This is a genomic window from Yoonia sp. MH D7 (genome assembly GCF_054439475.1).
The window spans coordinates 1-21,995 of record NZ_JBTJCF010000001.1 but is presented as its reverse complement, the minus strand read 5'-3'; the positions used below and the strand labels follow the sequence as shown (position 1 = coordinate 21,995).

General features: G+C 52.6%; 16 protein-coding genes and 3 pseudogenes. 6 read left to right on the top strand and 13 right to left on the bottom strand.

Annotated features, from left to right (window positions below; translation table 11 throughout):
* Positions 1–721: 721 nt before the first annotated feature.
* A complete protein-coding gene (locus ACXLHR_RS00095; protein WP_458792570.1) occupies positions 722–886 on the bottom strand; it encodes a hypothetical protein in 165 nt (54 codons plus the stop codon).
* On the opposite strand from ACXLHR_RS00095, the pseudogene ACXLHR_RS00090 reads away from it, so the two are divergent.
* Positions 857–1,013, top strand: a pseudogene (locus ACXLHR_RS00090) (IS3 family transposase); the annotation flags it as partial. The gene ACXLHR_RS00095 and the pseudogene ACXLHR_RS00090 sit on opposite strands and share 30 nt — an antisense overlap.
* A gap of 54 nt (positions 1,014–1,067) precedes the next feature.
* Here ACXLHR_RS00090 and ACXLHR_RS00085 read toward each other — a convergent pair.
* The 9 genes from ACXLHR_RS00085 to ACXLHR_RS00045 all read right to left on the bottom strand — a co-directional run bounded on the left by ACXLHR_RS00085 (position 1,068) and on the right by ACXLHR_RS00045 (position 10,211).
* Complete coding sequence (locus ACXLHR_RS00085) at positions 1,068–2,207, bottom strand: OpgC family protein (protein WP_458789533.1); 1,140 nt, start codon at positions 2,205–2,207, stop codon at positions 1,068–1,070.
* 1 nt (position 2,208) lies between these two features.
* On the bottom strand, positions 2,209–4,008 hold the full coding sequence (mdoH, locus tag ACXLHR_RS00080; protein WP_458789532.1) for a glucans biosynthesis glucosyltransferase MdoH: 1,800 nt from the start codon (positions 4,006–4,008) through the stop codon (positions 2,209–2,211).
* Between the two features lie 3 nt (positions 4,009–4,011).
* Positions 4,012–4,236, bottom strand: a complete 225-nt coding sequence (locus ACXLHR_RS00075; RefSeq protein WP_458789531.1) for a hypothetical protein — start codon at positions 4,234–4,236, stop codon at positions 4,012–4,014.
* Positions 4,233–5,891: a glucan biosynthesis protein gene (locus ACXLHR_RS00070; RefSeq protein WP_458789530.1), complete on the bottom strand. Its 1,659-nt coding sequence runs from the start codon at positions 5,889–5,891 to the stop codon at positions 4,233–4,235. Before ACXLHR_RS00070 ends, ACXLHR_RS00075 begins: the two co-directional genes overlap by 4 nt.
* Positions 5,892–7,003: 1,112 nt before the next feature.
* On the bottom strand, positions 7,004–7,603 hold the full coding sequence (locus tag ACXLHR_RS00065) for a TetR/AcrR family transcriptional regulator (RefSeq protein ID WP_458789529.1): 600 nt from the start codon (positions 7,601–7,603) through the stop codon (positions 7,004–7,006).
* A 3-nt stretch (positions 7,604–7,606) separates the two neighbouring features.
* On the bottom strand, positions 7,607–8,260 hold the full coding sequence (locus ACXLHR_RS00060; RefSeq protein WP_458789528.1) for a DsbA family oxidoreductase: 654 nt from the start codon (positions 8,258–8,260) through the stop codon (positions 7,607–7,609).
* 9 nt (positions 8,261–8,269) lie between these two features.
* Positions 8,270–8,665 (bottom strand): hypothetical protein, encoded by a 396-nt coding sequence (locus tag ACXLHR_RS00055; protein WP_458789527.1) that lies wholly within the window; start codon positions 8,663–8,665, stop codon positions 8,270–8,272.
* A gap of 110 nt (positions 8,666–8,775) precedes the next feature.
* Entirely contained in the window at positions 8,776–9,345 is a 570-nt protein-coding gene (locus ACXLHR_RS00050; protein WP_458789526.1) for a carboxymuconolactone decarboxylase family protein, read from the bottom strand.
* A gap of 743 nt (positions 9,346–10,088) precedes the next feature.
* Positions 10,089–10,211 carry a hypothetical protein gene (locus ACXLHR_RS00045; RefSeq protein WP_458789525.1) on the bottom strand — a complete coding sequence of 41 codons (123 nt, stop codon included), beginning with the start codon at positions 10,209–10,211 and terminating at the stop codon, positions 10,089–10,091.
* A 24-nt stretch (positions 10,212–10,235) separates the two neighbouring features.
* Here ACXLHR_RS00045 and ACXLHR_RS00040 point away from each other — a divergent pair, with 24 nt between their 5' ends.
* From ACXLHR_RS00040 to ACXLHR_RS00025, 4 genes and pseudogenes are all read left to right on the top strand, one after another.
* Positions 10,236–11,186 (top strand): ornithine cyclodeaminase family protein, encoded by a 951-nt coding sequence (locus tag ACXLHR_RS00040; RefSeq protein WP_458789524.1) that lies wholly within the window; start codon positions 10,236–10,238, stop codon positions 11,184–11,186.
* A gap of 21 nt (positions 11,187–11,207) precedes the next feature.
* A complete protein-coding gene (locus tag ACXLHR_RS00035) occupies positions 11,208–12,332 on the top strand; it encodes an aminotransferase (RefSeq protein WP_458789523.1) in 1,125 nt (374 codons plus the stop codon).
* A gap of 3 nt (positions 12,333–12,335) precedes the next feature.
* Positions 12,336–12,632, top strand: a pseudogene (locus tag ACXLHR_RS00030) (amidohydrolase); the annotation flags it as partial.
* A gap of 621 nt (positions 12,633–13,253) precedes the next feature.
* Positions 13,254–14,282, top strand: a complete 1,029-nt coding sequence (locus ACXLHR_RS00025) for a response regulator (RefSeq protein WP_458789522.1) — start codon at positions 13,254–13,256, stop codon at positions 14,280–14,282.
* A gap of 64 nt (positions 14,283–14,346) precedes the next feature.
* Here the strand turns inward: ACXLHR_RS00025 and ACXLHR_RS00020 are convergent, their stop codons facing one another.
* The 3 genes and pseudogenes from ACXLHR_RS00020 to ACXLHR_RS00010 form a co-directional block, all read right to left on the bottom strand.
* On the bottom strand, positions 14,347–16,170 hold the full coding sequence (locus tag ACXLHR_RS00020; protein ID WP_458789521.1) for a sensor histidine kinase: 1,824 nt from the start codon (positions 16,168–16,170) through the stop codon (positions 14,347–14,349).
* 408 nt (positions 16,171–16,578) lie between these two features.
* Positions 16,579–16,788: pseudogene (locus ACXLHR_RS00015) on the bottom strand (IS5/IS1182 family transposase); the annotation flags it as partial.
* Between the two features lie 140 nt (positions 16,789–16,928).
* On the bottom strand, positions 16,929–17,627 hold the full coding sequence (locus tag ACXLHR_RS00010) for a GntR family transcriptional regulator (RefSeq protein ID WP_458792434.1): 699 nt from the start codon (positions 17,625–17,627) through the stop codon (positions 16,929–16,931).
* Between the two features lie 1,171 nt (positions 17,628–18,798).
* On the opposite strand from ACXLHR_RS00010, the gene ACXLHR_RS00005 reads away from it, so the two are divergent.
* On the top strand, positions 18,799–21,876 hold the full coding sequence (locus ACXLHR_RS00005) for an autotransporter family protein (protein WP_458789520.1): 3,078 nt from the start codon (positions 18,799–18,801) through the stop codon (positions 21,874–21,876).
* Positions 21,877–21,995: the final 119 nt, after the last annotated feature.

Below are 21,995 nucleotides of genomic sequence, written 5' to 3'. Positions count from 1 at the left end.
CCTTTTGAGATATGAGTCAAAATGGTCTGTTGCTGATCATCGCAGCTGGTGTTGCGGGACACGGCTGTAGCCCGGAACATCAGTTTAATGCATTTTGTTTGGGTAGTCAGCCCACCAATCAGCATGACGGTTGCACCGATGGTGCTGAGCCATTGCGACGACAAGCACGTTCACTTTTTTTATTCTTTTCCACCTTGTCTTGTCATAAGAGCCCTAAGCCCAAGTATCCGTTCAGGTCATAGGAAAGACGAGGACGACCTTACTCCTCTACGGTCCATCACGACCGAGCGGGAAACGATCCGATCATCGCCGTCACCCAGCATAAATGCAGTGCCGGACGACGGTTCCTGTATAAAACAAGAGCCAGGCTCTCTATACGACAAGCAGGAAGTGTTAAAACGGGCGGCGATCCGTTGACCGTCAGTGTTATACAAAACATGATCCCGAGAGGTTTCTTTGCAGGCCAAAGCCGGTGAGGTTTGCCTTCATCGGTGCCTAGAAACAAGTTTGGCCCGTAAAATCTCTCTACCATATCATGCAAGTTACATCTCGTGGGTTCCGTGCGCGGCGGATACGTCCAATGCGCCACCGACAGCGCCCCTGTCGGCCGATCGCTTTGCAAAGGATGATGTAGTGCTGTTAGCCCACATTCGTGAACAGCATCGGCTTAGTTTACAAAGCTACGGGCGGCCCCGAATGGCTGAAGAACTGCACGGCGGATTCAACCGGACGTCGCAACACCTTCGTTTATATCCTGTTTGAGCAGCCGGTCGAGTGCCTCTGCAGGCGTTTGCCAGTCGAGCGCTTTGCGTGGCCTGGTGTTCAGGGCATGGGCGACAGCGCTCAACTCTTCATATCCATTCAGGCGGAACTGATCTGGCGGCATCGTAGGAAAACACGCCGTCAGGCTGAAGGCGCGATACTCCGCTATTAACGGTTTTCAAAATCCACGCAGTCGCCACTCATCGCTCGGAGGCAATAGCCCCTCGGCTTTCGAACGAATGGCCGCATAAATGAAGCGAGAAACCGGAACGTAAGTGGAACAAGATCGCAAGTTGATTTATCACTTAAAACCTTTGCGCCAATTGCCATTTAATGCGCGCGAGCCCCATTTGAAGCGCGAGACCTAAGAAGACGTAGCCCATGTCAAAAATCCAAGGATCGTAAATCAATGAGGCCTTGATCGATTGCCCAAGGATCGACAATACGGTGCCGAGTGCAAAACAAGCTAGGCCAAACCGCCCCATCAATGCGATAGGCCAGACCCAGTTGCTCGCGGAAAGGTGGGTCACCCAGTTTTGAGTGGAAAGGAAATAAACTAGTGCCAGAATGTGCAATAACCGCGGTAGGGCAAGGAAAGTTTTGTCGAAATTCGTGACGTAAAACGGAAAGCCGAGGTCGCGCAAGAATGACAGGCCTGCGCGTCCAGTGCTTTGAACAAAGCCAATCTTCATCCATGCAAGAACAAGAACCAAGATTACCAAAGCTGTCCATTTCAGCCAAGGCACGTTGGGCACAAGGCGTTCACCCGATTTCAAGCGCATGCCTGCGGCCAAACCTATCGCAAACAAAAATTGCCAAGCGAATGGATTAAAGAACCAGCCGCCGTCGTTGGGAAACGCGGGGATATTCAAGCGAGTTTCGCCTGTGAAGACCCACAAAAGAAAAGAACCGCCGAGCATTACCCAGATGTTACGATGCGCCACCACAATCAAAACTGGCGTCATCAACAGCAACACCGAATACATCGGTAAGATATTGAGGTAGCCGAATTGATGCCCCAAGGTGGCGATCCCGATAGTCGCCTGAACCGGCGCTTTCATCCATGGGCCGACGTTATTGATCTGCCACATTTTGTCGGCACCAAACCAAAAGGCTGCGCCCAACATGATCGTCAAACTGATCATAGTGATACCAACATGCACCGAATAAAGCGTCCACGCCCTGCCCCAACATTTCAGAACCGCACGCCAAAGCGGCAAGCGCACAAAGGCCATCGGGTAGGCCATGCCCGCAGCCATCCCTGACATGAACACAAAACCCTCGGCAGCGTCCGAGAAACCGAAATTGCGGTTTGTGAACATCTCAAGCGGGTTGCCCGGGACATGGTTGATAAAGATCATCACCAGCGCAAGCCCGCGAAAGAAATCGAGACGCGGATCGCGTATTGAGGCAGCTGGAGTGATTGGGGGCGACGTTTCGGACATATTAGGCTATTTTTCCTGCCGTACTGGCGTTGGGTGTGGCGGTGATGTCTGCCCATTGGGCCGCCAGCTGTCGGTAGTCCGTAATGACCGCAGGCACCGCAGACTCTTCCGGGGTGGTAAAGATCGAGGGCTTTGATGGCAATGATGTGAACCAAATCGTCAGTGGTGCCAAAACAAGTGGCACCCCGATCGGCAGGACCCAAAACATGAGGCTAGGCGCGAGGTTATGCGTGAGGAAAATCACCGCGATGCCACAAAGTTGTATCCACCATCCTGCGGCAAATGCTTCGGAGAACGTAAGCCGTCCATCGCCGCGTGTCTGCGCAGGCCAGCCGCTATCGCGTCCGCTGAGAACCTGAAGCACGGCGCGCGTTTGCCACATCAGCATGACTGGCGCATTAATTGATGACAACGCAAGTTCGTACAACATACTGCGCAGCGACGTAAACGCGCCGCCGAATTGTGCGACCCGTCCCCGTAGTACCGCATCTAACAAGATGAGCACCTTGGGAAGCACCAAAAGGCCGAACACACCGACCGCGACGCCAACAGCCTTAGAGGTCTGGTCGGATGGAAAAACAGGGAAAAGCTGGAACGGCTCAGGAAAGAAATCAGGCTCTGGCGCAGTCGCTGATGCATAGAGATTGGATGCGAGAAACATCAACCAAAACACAGGAGCGATATAGCTCAGGATTCCTTGGAAAAGCCCAAACCGTGACCACGCCTTGAGGCCCGGTGCGGAAATGACGCGGATGTGTTGGAGGTTTCCCTGACACCAACGTCGGTCGCGTTTGGCAAAGTCGATCATGTTTTCAGGGCCCTCCTCAAACGATCCGCCGAGGTCAGGATCAACACGTACCGACCAGCCGGCACGCGCCAAAAGCACGGCTTCGACGTAGTCATGGCTGAGGATATGGCCGCCAAAAGGCGGCGGACCAGATAGTTCGGGCAGCGCACAGCTTTCTGCGAAAGCGCGGACACGAACGAGTGCATTGTGGCCCCAGAAGGGCCCGGTGACGCCCTGCATTGCGGCCTGACCTTGGGCAAATACAGGTGAGTAGAACCCCGCTGCGAACTGCATAGCGCGGCCAAACCGTGACCGCGCAGCTGTGACGCGTGGCAAGGTTTGCAAGAGACCCAATTTAGGCTCTGACTGCATGCGGCGCACCATCTCTAGGATGGTGGCCCCGTCCATCAAGCTATCGGCATCCAGAATTAGAGCGAAGTCATAGTTAGCGCCCGAGGTTTCAAAAAAGTCTTGGATATTGCCCGCTTTGCGCCCGATATTGCGGCGGCGGCGGCGGTAATAAAACCGTGGCGCTTTGCCCGCAGCCTTGCGCGCGTCTTGCTGGCGATTGTCCCACAAGTGAACAAACCAGCGTTCTTCTTCAGCACCCAGTTGGTCATCTTGCGTGTCGGACAGGATGGCAAAGTCAAAGTGATCGGTCATGCCATATTGCGCTATCGCGTTGTCCATGGCCGCAACGCGGGCGAAAACAGCGCTGGGATCTTCATTGTAGACAGGCATCAAAATGACTGTGCGGGCAGTGATAGAGCTTGTCATTAACGCGGCGGGTTTGCGGGCTGAAATCAACCCCTCGACTGACTGCATCGCACCCCAAGCCAACCAGAAAGTGGTGATAAACACCAAAATGGCCCGCACACCGTCCACCCATTGATAACCGTCAGCTGCACCAAATTGTAAAAACAACGCGGCAGCGCCAGCCCCAAGACCAATGCTTACTACCAATGCAAAAGCACGCGCCGAAAGCACGCCGCCGGAGAAGTTTTTACGGGTCATCAGTTAGCGCCCGCCCGCCCCTTGGCCAAAGATGCCGAGGCTCAGTAAGCCGAGCAGACGGTTAATGCCGCTTGCCGCGGAATCGTTTGCTTTGGTGCGCGGCACTTCTAGTATCTGCCGTGGCATCGCTAAGGGCGCGTCCGGCAAAGAGCCGTCGCGTAAAATCAGTGCTTTGCGTGTTTCGAACGCAGATGCATCCGTCATAAAAGAAGAACTTTGAACGTTCATTCGCGTATCCATTGGTAAATCCAAGTTTCTGTCAGCTTGCGTCCATAACCCGCGACATGCGCGACGAGTTCCACAATGCGTTCTTCTTTACCGTCGACATCAATGACTAGACGCCACTTCGTGGTGTCTTGGATTCTTGATAAGGCGATGTGTTCAATTTTGCCGGATGATAAAGTGACGATAGGCTCCATCTCTGCGTCATCGGGTAGTTCAGCCATAAGACCACCATCAAAGTCGATCACAAACTTGCGCAGCGAAGACTTGATGTCAGAGACGCCAGAGGTGCCGCCCTGCCCCGCAAGTGTGTTGACAATCCAAGCGCGGTCGCCGTCGCGATCGGTGCCAAGCGCACCCCAACGCAAGCGGTAAGAATACTCGCGGCTTTCGCCAGCACGCGGTTTTTCTGCGGGCACCCAAAAGCTGACAATGTTGTCGTTTCCTTCAAGATCAGACGGAATCTCAACCAAGCGGATAGCGCCTTCACCCCAGTTACCCTGTGGTTCAACCAAGACCGACGGGCGATCGTGATAATGAGCGCCAGCATCCTGATAGTCACTAAAATCACGGTCCCGTTGGATCAAGCCAAAGGATTTTAGATTCGGTTCATTGAGATAAGTGCTGGCCAGACGCGGCGGGTTATTGAGCGGACGCCACAACACATCCCCATCAGTACGCACCACCATCAAAGCGTTACTATCGTGAACCTGAGGGCGATAATCGTCATAGGAGTTACTATTTTTCTCGTCGAATAAAAACATGGACGTTAATGCGGCCACGCCCAACTGCTCCACATCACGGCGGAAGTGCAGTTTTGCAGTCACATCAATGGTCGTTTCTGCACCCGGACGAATGACAAAGCGGTAAGCGCCAGTGCACGACGGGCTATCAAGTGCCGCAAAAAGAACTACGCCTTCTTGACCCGCTTTGGGACGTTCCAGCCAGAAATCTGAGAAACGTGGGAATTCTTCTTCACCACTAAGACCCGTGTTGATCGCAAGGCCACGCGCCGACAGGCCATAGCTATTATCGCGGGCCAATGCCCGGAAATAGGATGCACCGACAAAGGAGACGAGTTCATCGAACGCATCGGCTCGATTGAGCGGTGTGTTTAGACGGAAGCCTGCCACACCAGGCAGCTCGGTATGCTCGCGCACTTGAAGGGCGAGGTCACCGTAATAAAGGAAATCGTCCGTGGTAAAAACCATCGGCGTCTGAAACCCGTCAACGACCTCATGTATTGCGACGGTTTGTGTGTATAGCCAGCCTGGATGAAAGGCATGCAAGCGGAACAAAACATCGTCGCCCTCCCAACGGGCACGTTTGGGGTTAAATTGAATTTTGCGATAGCCGTCGTAATCAAGGTTCGAAATGACGTCAGGCGCGTCAACCGGTGCAACATAGTCGACTTTAGCGGCCTCGTGCATGCGTGCGTCGAGCCAGTCAAATGAAAATTGTTGAGGAGTAAGGGGTGCTGCCGGCAGAGCCTCACGCCCGTTGGGATCAATTTCGGTCGTCGAGAGAGGTGCCACAACGTCCTGCGCGAACGCGCTACGCCCGAAAGCGATAACAGCCACTGAACTGCTAAGCGTATTCAGGAGGGAGCGGCGGCTAAGACGGTATTGGCCCGTTTTGATGAGCTGAGATTTTACAGGCATTAAACTCAATATTCTTCTGAATTGCGGTTTACCGCACAGGCGACTCATTCACGAGGCAGATCCATTTTAAATAGCCATTACCCCGCGTTTGACTTCTCTGCCAGATAAATGTGTCGAATTGCTTGAAAACAGGCGACTTTTCGCAGACGCGAGCCGCATTACTAAAAGTGAAGTGGACCGGCAGATTTGGACAGCTTGATGCGTTGCGCGGTGAAAGGACTATGCAGGAGGTCTAGACGAGCACCAGCTACATCCGACGCAGGTGAGCACTTGGACGCGGCAAGTGATTAAAGGCTTGGCAGAAATTTTCTCTGACAAGGTTCAGAAAGCTGAGAACAAGGACGGCGAGATAATGATATTTGCGTCGAGATCGGCCAGTTGGCGGTCCTTTACCTACTACGCGCCCGCAGGCCTCGATGCTGGTCCTCGGCACGATGCCACCGGTGCGGCGACTGATGGGTATCATGGAGCAGCTTAAGATCTGGCGTTATCTACTGCAAAAGCTGCCGATCACGCGGCCAATGAAGTTTGGTGCAGCGACATCACCTACATTCCAGTGAAAAAAGGTTTCCTATATTTGGTCTAGATCAAGAATTGGGCGACGCACAAAGAGGTGTATCGGTGGCTGTCAAAAACGCTGGACGCCAGCTTTCGAGGTGATGCACTGGAAGACGCCATCGCCAAATATGGCAAGCCCGAGAAGAACTTGGCCGCTTGATCTCATGACAGTCCTGTCCGCACATTTTTATGACGAGCATGTCTCATGCCCCCATGTGGCGAAATAGATTCGAAAACCTTTGGGTTTGCTGAGGAGGCCGATGCCTATGCGCACCATTCCAGCGGGAAGGCAGTCGGTAAAATCGTTATTGGTGTCTAAGCCTGCCTCGATGGCGATACATTAAGATAAGAGAAATCTGCGGTATATCAGTCCGCGCCTTTTTGCATAGGGATTCTACCCTCCCTACCAGAAACAGGTCATAATTATTAAGAAAAAGGACTGTATTCGGAGATTGATAGGGGGTCATCAGAACCTGTCACATGATGCAATTGCCCCGAGCAGCCTAACACAATGCTAAAGCTACAACTGGCTTTTCCTCGATAGGCACTAAGCTTTATGCTGAGGTGCCGAGTTGCATGGTCTCTTGTGCCATATCAGCCGCGAGTTTCAAGATATCGCCTCGAGGCGTTCCGCGAAGCAATTCGACGCGCAACGCGGATATATTGGCTTGATATCGCAGCGCGAGGCGCTTTGGGTCCGCAGTTGATGGTAGTTCACCCGAGGCACGGGCTGCCTCGAAACTCTCGGAGAATTCAACGCACATTTGATCAAGGTATTGCTTTGATGCGTCAGCGATTTTGGGATCGGTTGATGTGGTATCAACAATCGTTTTCATCAACATACAGGCCCGCCGCGCAGGATCGTCCTGCGCAAGATCTGCGTAGTTTTGAAACTGCGCAGCTAACCCAGTAAGCGGTGTTGCAGCCTTGGCCATTTGGGCACGAAAGCCAGTGCGAGATGCTTCAAAGTAGCGCTCGATTGCCAGAAGGTAGAGGTTTTGCTTGCTGTCAAACGCGGCATAAATGCTGCCGGGTTTCATGTGCAGCGCCACTTCCAGATCCTTGAGCGATGTTGCGTGATAGCCCTTGCGCCAAAACAAGGTCATGGCCGCATCAAGTGCGGCGTCACGATCATAATTTTCGGCGCGGGCCATAGCTTATCCTTTCATTTCGGCAAGTTGCGACAGAATATTGGTGTAGTTTTCTACGCCCTGCGCCCCTGTAACAAGATGTTTGCGGTTAAACACCATGGCAGGCACGCCGGAAATGCCTTGTTGTTGCCAGAACTGTTCAGCGCTGCGGACGTCATTGGCAAAGCGCTGATCGTCAAGCACGGCGGCGGCTTCAACACGGTCCAGCCCGATTTCGGCGGTAATATCCGCCAGTACTGCATTGTCAGATAAGTCGCGTTGATCAGTGAAATGGGCGGTGAATAGCGCCATTTTCAGATCATGCATGCGGCCTTGGGTGTTCGCCCAATGCAGAAGTTGATGAGTGTCGAATGTGTTGTGCATGCGCGAGTCTTTGGTCCACTCGAAATCAAATCCGAGATCGGCCGCCAGTGCTTTCATCTGCTGGCGCGATTGCTCGGATTGTTCGGGCGTGCTGCCGTACTTTTCCGTAATGTGCTCGCGGGTGTTCTGGCCTTCGGGCGGCATTTGCGGGTTCAATTCAAACGGATGCCAATGGATTTCGTGGTCGGTGCCAGCGGCGTCCAGCGCGTTTGCCAGTTGGCGATACCCGATGATGCACCAAGGGCACATGACATCAGATATTATATCGATACGGAGGGGCGTCGTCGTAAAAGTCATTTTTCTTCCTCAGATTATCACGTCGCGATCGCCCGATAGCCAAAGACGAAAGTCATTTAGGTCGAACAAGATCGAAATCGTATTCATGATCAACAAGATCGTTAGATAGGTGTCATATGCGCCATCTGCAAAAGGTCGTGCAAACAAAAGCATCAAAACAAGAGGCACCCAGCCAACAATGTGTCCGACACTCACCAAACGTGTCAGCCCTCCGGCGTAGGAGACCGCAACCTTGCTCAGGACAATGCCCGAAAAGGCCAGTATCGCCACCACAACACCAGAGGGTTGACTCAGGAACGCGAGGCTGGCGACATTGGTGAGTCCAAGTGCAACGAGCCAAACTTTGACCCACATCGGCAATGTGGCGAGCGATTTAAGCAATGGCACCGCTGGTTTCGTATTCATTTCGTTTGTCACTATCTGCCGTTGGGCATCGTTTGCGGGGGCGGCACGTTCTGTCAAGGAACGCGCCGCTGTTCGTCTAACACCGGCACTTGAGGTGCCGGCTGGCGGAATTATTCAGCAGCGACGGCTGCCTTCTTTTCCCAAGCAAACTTTTGGAACACTTGGTCAACAGGGGTTTTTGCAAAGTGGTTGGTGTAGTTTGACATCAGTTTTTGCGCAGCGCCCAGAATGATCTCCAAGATGTTCGTCTCGGTAAAGCCTGCGTCCAAGAACGCCTGTGTGTCAGCATCGGCAACAAATCCACGATCGCGTACCAACGCCAAAGTGAAGGTGCGGAGAGCTTCAAGTTTCGCAGTCGGCAGCGGTGTTTCGTTGCGCAATGCTTCAGTGATCGCATCGTCAATTTTCATCATTTTGGCGATGCCGGTGTGAGCTGGGACACAGTAGTGGCAGTTGCTTTCGACGTTGATTGTCTGCCAAACGACGGTTTTTTCTTCGTCGGTCATGGATGTCGCCATGAACTGCTGGTGGGCAAAGTTATACGCGGCCAACAACGGTGGGGCTGCGGCCATAGTGCCGTGCAGGCCCGGAATGCGGCCGTTGGCTTTGAGTGAAGTTTCCAAGAGCGGCTTGCCGGCCTCAGGTGCGGATTCGACTGTATGGATCGGGAAGTTAGCCATGGTGTGTCCTTTCAAGGAGCGAAGTTCTGTGTTCGATGAAACTGATATAGGTAGGATTGAGTGATCACTCAAGGTGTTATTTGAGCGATCACTCAATAGTGAGTGGCGAGCTCAAGCACGAAGCATCGCAAGTAGCCAGGGCCGGACTGTGGTCGTCAGTGGACGCCCGAAGGTCAAGCCCACAGGGTAGGCTGTAATGAACGCGTTTCTCCAAAGCGTATTCACGACTCTCATATATCCAAAGCCCTGCATTGCGCGATCTTGTGCGCCATATCACATTACCTCAGGTCTATCGCGGCGGGCCGCCAGTGCTCGGCAACGAAATCGTTCTTGTAATGAAGGCCAGCTCGCTCGCAAGCGCCGTTACCGTGGTGAAATGGCTGGCGCTGCCCGCGCCTTCGCCGCCCGCACGTATGCGCCCTTCGAGGTCTTTGCAGCGGCAGGGTGTTTGCTATCTTCTCTTTGGTCTGGTTCTGACCATAATATTTGGCGCACTGGAGCGGCAGGTGGCAGTTCCCGGGCTTCACCGTTGATAAGCAGCAAATAGAAGGAAAAAAATGACGAAAGACACTCTTCTGATATCTGCCACAGGCTTGCGGAAATCCTATGGCTCATATCTGGTTATGGACGGCATCGACCTTCAAGTTGCCGAAATCCGAGGCTCATGATTGCGCAATGTCGTTACTGGAACGGGTCCAGATGACCGATCGCGCCCACTATTACCCGGGCCAACTTTCAGGCGGTCAGTCGCAGACAGGGTCATCTTCATGGATGGTGGCAGCATCTTTGAAGAAAATACCCCGACCGAGTTTTTCGAAAATCCAGCAGAAACCCGCACGCGGGCCTTCCTCAATCGCATCAAACATCACTGAAAGTTTCGGAGACAAGACATGACCAAAGCCATTCAAGCCCCCATCGTACTGGAAGCGCAGGACGTACGAGATCACCTTTCAAAGGTCGACGCGCTCGGCGCCATGCGGGCGCTCTTTACCAACCTCGGTCAGGACAGGGCCGTTCAGCCGGCGCAGACAGTCACCCTTTTACCCGGCGATAGCGGGGATTTTATCACGTATCTGGGTGCCAGTGCAGAACCGAATATCTTTGGTGCCAAGCTGTCGCCCTATCTGCCGCAACCGGACGGCCCAATCATCACTGCATGGACGCTCCTGATGTCTGCAAAGACCGGACGCCCTCTGATGCTGTGTGACTCGGGCAAGTTGACGACGCTACGCACCGCGGCAACCACTGCTCTCGCTGTCGACCTATTGGCTCCTGCACAGGCAAAAACACTTGCCATCATTGGTGCAGGATCTGTCGCGCGGGCGCATCTGGAACAGGTGAAAGGTCTGCGCGGCTGGGATGAAATCCGAGTATTTGCACCGAGCCTGACAAACGAAGATGCGGGCGCAAAATGGACCGCGCTGGATGACCGTATCCGCGTTGAAGACAGTGCCGAGGATGCCGCCAAGGGGGCCGATGTCGTTATGCTTTGCACCTCTTCCGGCACACCAGTTCTCAAGATTGAAGCCGTCGCACCCAACGCGCTCGTGACCTCCATCAGCACCAACGTTGCTAATGCGCATGAGATTGATCCGAAATTCCTTATGCAGGCAGACGTCTATTGCGATTACAGCACTACAACGCCCTCATCAGCGGGCGAGATGAAGCTGGCGGCGCAAGCGGGGTGGTCCCCTGACAGTATCCGCGGTGATCTTGCTGGGCTGGTCTGTTCGCGTTGCCCTGCGCCAACGGGCGACCGTCCAGTCTTTTTCCGTTCCATTGGCTTGGGGCTTGAAGACATCTTCATGGCTCATGCAATCTACAACGCAGCAACGTGCTGAAAACCTAAGAGGGATAGTCAAATGAATATTCAACCTTTCGGCGTCGAAATCTGGATGAATGAGTTCGAAAATACCTGCGAGCTCAACCTTGCAGAGACCTGCGTGGCCTCCATCACGCTTGGTGAGCTGATCGATATTGCAGGAATTCGCGATACTGTCCTCGACGATCTGTCAGGCATGAAGATGTCTTATGGTGCTATCGAAGGAAGCGACCGGTTGCGCGATGCCATCGGCGGTCTTTATGAAAATCAAAGCCGCGAGAATATCATCACGACCCATGGAACAATTGGGGCGAACGCGCTTGTTCACCAGACATTGATCAGCCGAGGCGATCACGTGATTTCGGTGATACCAACCTATCAGCAGCATTACTCAATCCCTGAAAGCATCGGTGCTGAAATCGAGCTTTTGCACCTGCGTGCTGAAAACAACTTCCTACCAGACCTCGACGCGTTGCGCGCGATGATGCGGGCGGACACCAAGCTAATCGCGATCAACAACCCTAACAACCCGACAGGGGCCTTGATGGATGCTGCGCTGCTCGGGGAGATTGCAGCAATTGCACGTGAGGTCGGCGCTTGGTTGCTTTGCGACGAAGTTTACCGTGGGACCGATCAGGTTGGCGATGGCTATACCGCTTCTGTCGCGGACATCTATGAGAAGGGCATCAGCACAGCTGGCATGTCCAAGGCATATTCGCTCGCGGGATTGCGTATCGGCTGGATCGCTGGTCCACGCGAATTCCTGGAAGACGTCATGATCCACCGCGATTACAATACGATCTCAGTCGGTCGTATTGACGAACATTTTGCCGCGATTGCGCTTGAGAACAAAGGTGCGATTATCGCACGATCACAAAATATCACGCGCAATAACCTGGCCATCCTACGCGATTGGGTAAATGGTGAATCTCTGATCAGCTGGGTTGAACCCCAGTCAGGCACAACAGCGCTGCTGCGTTACGATTTGCAAATACCCTCGCGTGATCTGTGTGTGGCACTATTGGAAGAGGAAGGCGTTATGCTCACCCCGGGCAGCGTAATGGCCATGGAGGGCTGGCTGCGCATCGGGTTTACCAACCCTGTGGAGGATCTGAAAGAAGGCCTTGGGCGGATCAGCAAGTTTCTCGTACGCCGGAAAGGATAACGGATGGACGACCTTCCTGCAGACTGGATCGCTGATGCTGTGGCCTTGCGGCAAGACCTACATCGCCACCCGGAACTGTTGTTTGACCTCGCACGAACCGCAGGGATCGTAGCCCAAACCCTGCGGGGTTGGGGATGCGATGAAGTCGTCGAAGGTATCGGGCGCAGCGGTGTTGTCGCTGTGATTAGAGGCAGGAATGCGGGCCCGACAATTGGGCTTCGTGCAGACATGGACGCGCTGCCAACGACCGAGGCGACGCAGCTTCCTTACGCATCTCAAAGCGCTGGTAAGATGCACGCCATCGCACAGAGGTTTGGTTTAGAAGCAGAGGCCTTATATCTGCGCGATTATCCGGTCGCGTGGAATGACCAGAAGACGACTGAATTTTATACAAGGAAAGTCTCACGACTAACCGCACCTTTACACATACCCCCCAAAGCGGACGCCGACGTCGGCGCGTCAATGTGACGCAGCCAGTCATGGCGACCACTCACGGATCGACCGGCATTTCGCTAAATGGAATAATAGGCAGGGGAAACGAAGAGAAGGTGCGTGGCTTGCAGACCCTTTAAATGCGTAGCCGCTCGTCGCACATGAGCGGGTCTTTCGTTTCGTGAATACGCCCTCACGTGTCAGTAACCGTATCGCCAGAGCGCCTGTTTTGGATAGTGTCGCTGAGACGGGATAACTACTCTTCATTCATCAATTCGCCGCGTAGTTTTTGTTGAATTCCGCGACTAGAGCGCACTACTGCGTTCTTCCAAAATTGATATAATGCCAATTGAATCACTCACATTCGCCTTATTTTAGACAAATTAGGCAACAGGTGGTCACTGTAACTCACAAAGTATGGAACTTTTACAGCCTTGAGGACTTTATATAGGTAACGTGAGTTTATTTCATACTCAGTAACCATTGCACATGCACGTTTTGGTTGTATACGTTCGTCAAACCGAAAATTTCGAGGTGATTATGAAGATTTTAGCTGTCGATGACGATGATTATATTCTCGAAATCTTGACCGTGCTTGCAGGTCGCTCTGGTTTTACGGACTTTACTACTGCGCTGTCTGGGGAAATTGCGCTCAAAATCCTGAACCAAGGCGATGTCGTTTACGACTGCCTGTTGCTTGACATTAATATGCCCGGCATTGACGGGATCGAGCTTTGTAAATTAGTCCGAACTCTGCCCGCGTATCGCAAGACGCCAATTCTGATGCTGACTGCTATGTCTGAGAAGGATTATATTGACCGCGCGTTTCAAGCGGGTGCATCCGACTTTATAAACAAGCCATTTGAAATCGCTGATCTCACCGCCCGCCTACGCATGGCCGAAGAACTGTTTATTGCACGACAAGAAGCGGCAGCAGCTTTATCGGAGATAGGCGCATATGGTTCCGATGATGCAAATAAACACGGACCCCTTCTATTCGATCGAATCCAGATGGATGAAATCGAGAATCTCGTCGAATATGATGCCTTGGGCAATTATCTATTACAACTGTCACGTTCCAGTCTTGGCGGATCACAGGTTCTAGCGGTTAAAGTCGACCGGATAGAGGCGATCCATGCCCGAGCTTCGGTCGAGGAGTTTCTGTACACACTCACCGAAGTCGCGGATGCTATCGGTCAGGTGCTGCGACCAAACGGCTATATGATGACATACGCCGGAAACGGAGCGTTCGTCGCGATAACCAACAGGGCAACTCTTGAACCGTCTGGCGACCTGGAGACGGAAATCCAGAGTATTCTCGACGAGAAAAATACCGAATACGATAGCGGAGATCCGTTAGATATAGATGTCTCCATCGGAAATCCAATACGGCCCAACGCAAGTCAGACCCAAGGTATTCGAAAGACCTTCCAGCGTGCGATCGCGCGTGCTGAAAACCGTTCGCTCAAAAAGGGTAGCAAGCCACGCCAGATAAACATTCGTCGGGTCGTTCGGTAATCAGGCTGTAGTCACTGCCGTTCCGACGGGATCACCTTTGGGATCAAGTCGGAACGGCTGATTGTCAGTCGGTAGATTTGGTAGGAATGGTGAACCAGAAGGTAGTATTGCCGGCATTCTCGCTGTCAAAACCGATGGAACCGCCGGTCTGCTCTACTATCTGCTTGGCAATATTCAGCCCAAGACCGGTTCCTCCTCTGGCACGAGTCGACGAATTTTGAGCCTGCGAGAATGGTTTGAATATCTGGTCGCGGAAAGCATCCGGTATGCCAGCGCCCGAGTTCATAACTGACACCTTGATTGCCTTTTCAACCCGTTCCACCAACACTTTGATTCGGCTGCCAGTTTCAGCAAACTTAGCCGCGTTGGTCAAAAAGTTCGCCATCACTTGATGAAAGCGTTTCGGATCGACACATCCTGTTACTGATCTGTCTTTGCACTCAATATCAAATAGAACACCATATTTATCTGCATAGGCCATGTTCGCCAATACGGCCTCTTCGATCAAACCGATGATCCGGTTTGATGTCGGCTCAAACGACATACGGCGTGCCGAGAATTTCTCGAAATCCAAGATATCGTTGACGAGCGCATGAAGACGTTTGCCATTCTCTTGGGCAATGAAAAGTAAGCGCTGGGCCTCGTCGGAAAACGGTTCGTCCTCCATCGACGAAAGGAGCGTCAATGACCCGAGTACAGATGTTAGCGGTGTCCGCAATTCATGACTTACTGTTGCAACAAACTCGCTCTTTACGTCGTTTAATCGCCGCGGTTCGGTCACATCAACAATCTGGGATATGAAGTGATCTGGATTTCCATCAGCGTCTTTCACAATGCTGACGCTCAGCAACCCCCACATGACCTCTCCGCTGGCTCGGATGTAGCGTTTCTCGACCTGATAGGAAGTAATACTATTGGCTTTCAACAACTCGAAGTGATGAGTTTCCGCATCCAGATCATCCGAGTGCGTCATTGATTGAAAACTCGAGGTCAACAATTCTTCTTCGGTATACCCAAGCAGATCGCAAAGAGCCGGGTTCACACCTAGCCAACGACCGTCAAGACACATAATAGCCATGCCGATCGGCGCATTGTCAAAAGTGGACCGGAATTGTGATACACTCCTGCGCAGATCATTTTCAGTCGTTTTCTGCTCTGTGATGTCCGTCATCGCGCCAATGACGCGGATCACATTGCCGTCCCGGTCCCGGCTGGCGACAGCTGCATCCGTCCGCATCCAAAGCCACCGCGATCCGTCTCTTGAGCGTATCCGGTACTCGCAATTGGCGCGTTCTCCTCTTTTTTCTGCACAGATTCGAATGGGTTCCAGCGCCGTTTCAAGATCTTCGGGATGGACACGCCCGCGCCATTCTACCTGCACATCGAAGGTATCCGAAGAGTCCAGTTCCAACAGTTGTCGCCAGATGTCTGAAACGATCACTGTATCGTCAACGGGATTGTATTCGAACACTCCAATATGCGCGCCTGTGATCGCACTGTTGGCGCGAGCCAGTTCATTCTTGGCCAAGCGGGCCTCTTTCATATCGTCGGTAATGTCGCGCAGAACGAGAACGTGTTGCCGGCCACTGTTGGCATCGTGCCATTCCGACAACTGAAGCACGAGCGGGATAAATTTTCCGGTCTCGCGCCGTCCCATTAAGCCCTTGATAATAGCGTCGATGGCGGGCGGTTTGATATGTCCGGTCAGCTCCTCGAGGGAGTCGACTAACAAAATGTCACTGACAGGCCGCCCGATCAGTTCATCGTCCGGATACCCTAACAATCGGTGAGCAGCGCTATTGCAATGGAGAATCGCGCCATCCAGCCCGAATATCAGTACTGGAATCTGAATATGCTTGAATGCATTTATGATTGGTAGTTCGTCCATCTTGGTCCCATCTCTTTCAAGGTTTGAAATCATTCAATCAAACTCTCAACCTAACCCACGCGGGATGTGAGGTTGCTTCATTAGCTAAAGCTTCCTCATTCATAGCTATTTTACGGAATGCAAGCGCGCCCGTATAAATGGAGATTTAAGCAGTCGATACGACCCACTCTCCAAGTGAATTCCACCCCATAGTGCAACTTTAGTTTTCAGATTAACACTAACTAAGATTGATTGTAATGCCTTACAATTGCACGTTACTTCATGACATTTAATGAATAGTCGCTTGATAAAGACGAGGACGCGTGTGCTGCAATGAAACGGGCGGCATATTCGAGCCGATTTTGTGGAAAACGCCGTATTGCGGTCGCAGCAATTCCGGCTTTCAATTCGGAGCAAGCGCTTTTCTTATCAAGCTCTTTGCATTTGCCGCGATGAAGGACGAACCTTGGCGAGTTTGCGGAGGTTTTGAGCGGTTGGGGCGGGTAAAAATTCGTCTTTCGCACAGTTCGAACCGCGCGGTCGGAGCCGTCTCAGCCCGAAGATGCGTTTGAGATGGGCGAAGATGATTTTGACCTTTTCCCTTAACCGCATTGAGACAGCATATTGTTTAGCCTTAGCCCACTTAGGGACGAAATATTGCTACGTACGCGAGATGGAAACCCAGCCGCGCAAGATGCTCAATTTTCTGACAGGCCGCCAACGGCTAATCATGATAACCGACCCACCGCTTGAGCTCCATGACATTTGCATTCCTCGCATCACCCCTTTGGATCAATCGCAACTGCCAGCGCGGTAAACTCGGCCAACTCTCCCCGCCAGATCTGGGTATCAAAGCAAAAGGGCCGCCCGTCTTGATCATAGGTGATCTGCTCCAGTTCGATACCCGCATTATAGGACGCAAGCCCGAGAAGCTTGGCTTCATACTCCTGAATGGATCGCATGCGGATGACTATTTCACCCGTTGTCCCGGTTGTGTTGTAGTGTTTTTTGAACAAAATCATCGTTGATTGCTGCAGGTCCAGATCCATAAACCCGGGAAACCGTTCGGCAATAGCATATTCAACTTCGACAAACGTCGGATGATTATGGATCAAAAAGAGCCGAGTATATTTGAAAATATCAGATCCCGGCTCTACGGCTAATGCCGCCGCAAGCGTCGAATCGGCCTTGATCACAGCAGCATCAATCAACCTGATCGTTAGTCCGATATCATCTGTTTCCGCGGTGGCTGAAAAGCTGACCATACTGCCGATGTCATATCTCAACCGCTTGGGAGAAACGAACCGACCTTTTCTACCCGAGCTATAGGCGAGCCCCTCTATTTCGATGGCCACCAACGCGCGGCGGGCAGTCATCCTACTGACTTTAAAGAGTTCTCCAATCGCACGTTCGGTCGGCAAAGCAGCATGTTCAGCAAACGTCCCGTTGCGAATTTTCTGCCGGATATCGTCCGTAATACGTTGGAAGTGGGGAGTATGTTCTTCGATGCTTTGATCAGGATTGGGTCGAGGTTGATGAATACGTCGACTTTATGATCTGGTACAATCGCATCGACAGGCGCCAACGCTAGAGGCCTGCTCTGCAATGCGAAGTCGACCTTGCCCCGTCGTTTCGAGCCGCCACATTTCAAATGCTGCATCCGCAGCGAAGAACATCACGGGCGGGAAGCGGTCTTTCGCTGCAAGTGCGCGGGCCTTTGGGCGATTTGGAGAAAGCAGCCGTTCAATGTGAGGTCAAAGCCACAAATGCCGCAAACGATCTAATGTCGACAGTAAGCCCAGATTGCGTGATGCATGGATGTATGCTGTCACGAAAGAGGCAAAAACGAGCGTTTGTTGAACAAAGCGCCTGGCTTCTTCCTCCCATTCCTTTTTCTCACAACAGGGGCTGACCTGCACGGGGTGCTCTTGGTCGTTGTGATCCTTCCACGTGTAATCCCATGACACCCCAACACCAGCGAGAAACATCCTCAGCATAAGATCTGACCGTATTTACTCAGAAATATCGTGATGAATCACCCGAACCAAGTCAGATCGCCGCATGACCGACAATCCTAAAACACTGAATTTTAGAATGAATCTGGTCAGCGCGAGTCGATATTGATAAGTAATTAATTAATGAGTTTTAGATCAGAAATAGAAAGTTAAATATCCCGCTATGAACCAACAATCTCTCGATAAAGTAAGTCCGTTTACTAAAATCCGTACGTTACGTGGGGGCCGTTTAACAAAATGGAAGGGGAATGTTGCTTCAATTGCTAACGTTGTGGGCATAGCAACTGTATTCACCGGCCTATCTGTAGGTACCGCTATTGCCGAAAATGAATGTGGCCCAAACGGTGCTGGGCCTACAGCTATTATTTGCGGGCCTGCGAACTATGCAGCTAGCGGTACCTATCCAAATTACCCAACGGGTATTATTTATCAGAATCAAGATAGTTTAACATTAACTCTAAATGATGCTGATGCCACGCTTTCTGGGAATGGTATCCGAGTTTATTCCACGGGACAGAATACCGGTGATATTGTCGTTGTAGGGGAACGATTTTCCTCAATTTCCACAACTGGGAAAAGTGGCAGGGGGATTTGGGCCTCAAATTTTGGCCCTGCTGGCGATGCGTATGCAAGTATGTCTGAAGCCGCAGGGAGCTTTCAATCTACTGGAGATTTTGCTTACGGCATTCTTGCCCAAATCGAAAATTTATCAAACTACGGAAATGTATCCGCCATAATGAATGGCGGTTCAATTGAAACGACTGGCTACGCCAGCGGGGCCATTTACGCATACAACGAGGGCCTTGGTTCGGCAACTTCGGAGATGTCTAATGGCATTATTAGTACAACCGGATTATATTCTGACGGTCTCTATTCTAATATAACCAATTCAGGAAATTTGGCCGATGCGACCGCCACACTTATCGACGGTGATATTGCTACGGCAGGTCAGACTTCTTCGGGTGTGGGTGCCGAAACAATAGGCTTTGGTAATGTGACGACACGGATGGATGCTGGCTCTATCTCCACAAGTGGCAAAGATTCCCATGGGCTACTTTCCCTGATATCCAACGCAGACAGCACGGCGGTGGCAAGGGCAACCTTGATGACTGGCGAGATAGTGACCGCTGGAGAGGGTTCCTATGGTCTCTATGCGCTTAACAATGGCCTCGGCGCAGCCTTAGTGCAAATGGACGGCGGCACCGTGATCACAACAAGAACCGGCTCTCACGGGTTGTTTTCCGAGATTAAGAACGTGACCTCGATGGCAACTGCGACAGCAGTACTGACAGCGGGGGAAGTCAAGACCACAGGGGATGGCAGCCATGCCATCCTTGTAAAGCATTCGGGCTTGGGTAACATCGAGGTCTCTACTGTTGGGATGGGCACAATTTTGACTACAGGTGCGGAAGCACACGGCATTACGACTGAGAATCTTAATGCAGATGTAGACAACATCGGCACGACCACGATTACCATTGGCAACGACATCACGGCAGGCGGCGACGGTATCAATGTACGTTCGGCCTCAAGCGGCCTGGTAACTATTACTGGGAATGGCAACATCGCCGGCGGCGACGATGTGGGTGACGACGGCATTGATGTAGAGGCGCAAGGCGCGGTTAACATTGACGTCAACGGAACAATCACTGGAGATCCCGGCATTGTAGCTAACAGCGCTCTTGGCTCGATTGGCATTGGCGGGATCGGCAATGTGACCGGTCTTATTGGCAATGGTATCGAAACCAATATTACTGGCGGCGCGGCGACTGCTGATATCACCATTGCGCGTGATGGCATCATTACAGGCGGAGACAACGGTATCCTGGCAACCAATGCAGGCAGCGGCGATATCAGCATCACTGTCAACAAAGCGGTTAACGGCGGCACTGGTTACGGCATCAACACCAGCACGATTGCGGGGGCCAATACGGTCCTTACGCTCAATGCAGGCGCGGCCGTAGGCTCAGCCGCGGGCTTGGGTATTCTCAACAATGTTGGGGACAGCACCACGGTTGTAAATGCAGGCGCATCGGTTGCAGGCACGGTTTCTCTTGGCGACGGCTCTGATACATTGGTTATCGCGACCGGAGCTGACATCACGGGTGTTACACTCCTAGATGGCGGTGATGACACCGCGGTAGCGGATACCTACATTGATGCTCTGACCCTGCAGGGCCAGACTTTGAGCCAGACCGGTACATTTTTAACCAACTGGGAGAACATAACCGTTGACGGCGGCTCCTTGGATATCACCGATGGTGATCTGACTGTTGGCGATGATGCGGGCACTGGTCTTGTCCTGACCAACGCGGGTGTTTTTAATGCTGGTACAGCTCTGGCGCTGACGGGCAATCTCGCAACATCTGCTGGTGGGACCTTTGATGGCACTGGTGCTGGTGCTGGTATCTACTCGGTGAGTGGATCAGTTGTGAACAATGGCATCATCACAACGCAAGACGACGCGGTTGGCGATGTGATCACGGTTTCCGGCGACTACACCGGCACAGGTACACTTTTGGTGGATGCCGACTTTGCATCCGATACGTTTGACAAGCTTGTTATCGAAGGCAATGCCACTGGCACGACGCAGCTCGGTGTCTCAGACGTTACGACTGGCGTGGCGACAGGGAACGACATCCCGATCATCACTGTCGCCGGCACATCTGCTGCCAGCGACTTTGTCTTGGCGGGCGGTCCTCTGGCAGTTGGCGCGCTTGACTATGACCTTGAATATGAACCCGGTGCCTTTGTTTTGCGATCACAAGGTGTGAATGGCACGGGGGCGGTCTATGAGGCGCTTCCGGCTATTCTCGGTGGCTTTAACCATATGTCGACACTGGAACAGCGTGTCGGCCAACGTCAGTGGGCTTTAGGTGATGCAACCACTGGAGATGCCCAACCATCAGGATCATGGGTCAGACTGCAAGGCAACAGCACAAACCTTGAGGCTGATACAGGCACAACCAGCTCTATCGATACCTGGGGTCTGCAAGCCGGTATCGACTTCAATGTTGAAGAAGGCGAGGCAGGCCATTGGGTTCTGGGTGTTACAGGTCAATATGGCAGCTCTAACGCCTCTGTGGCGAACGCACTTGGCTTTGGTGATATCGACTCCGAAGGCTACGGCTTAGGCCTAACCGCGACTTGGTATGGCAACAACGGCACCTATTTTGATGCTCAAGGCCAGGTCAACTGGATCAGCAGTGATCTGTCCTCCTCGACCGGTGGATCGCTGGCCACAGATGAAGACTCCACAGCTTATGCGCTAAGTGCTGAAGTCGGCCATAGGTTTAAGGTGAGCGAGACTGGAACATGGATCCCGCAAGCTCAGCTCGTTTGGGGTCAGGTTGATGCTGGAAACTTCACCGACAGTGCAGGCAACGCAGTGGATCTCGGATCCAATGACCGCTTCGTTGGTCGTCTTGGTTTGGCCTATGAGGCTGATAGCCTGACGGCAGGTGGCAACAGCCAGAAGCTGTATGCTATCGCCAACATCATACATGACTTCGACGCCTCCAATTCGGTTGATGTTGCTGGAGCAACCCTCACGTCCGACGCTAGCCAAACTTGGGGTGAGATCGGGGTTGGTGGCTCCATGGCTTGGGATGAGAGCAAGACCCTTTACGGTGAAGTCTCCTACGCTCAGTCTTTCGACAGTTCTGACAGCGATACTTTCTCGGCCTCTGCAGGCCTCCGCATTCAGTGGTAAGGTAAGGTCCACCGGCAGGTTACCACCTGCCGGACACTAAACAGCGATAACCCGCCCCTGTGCTGTGTAGCACGGGGGCGGGTTTTTTTGCGTGCAAGGGGTGTCAAAAACGACCGTTT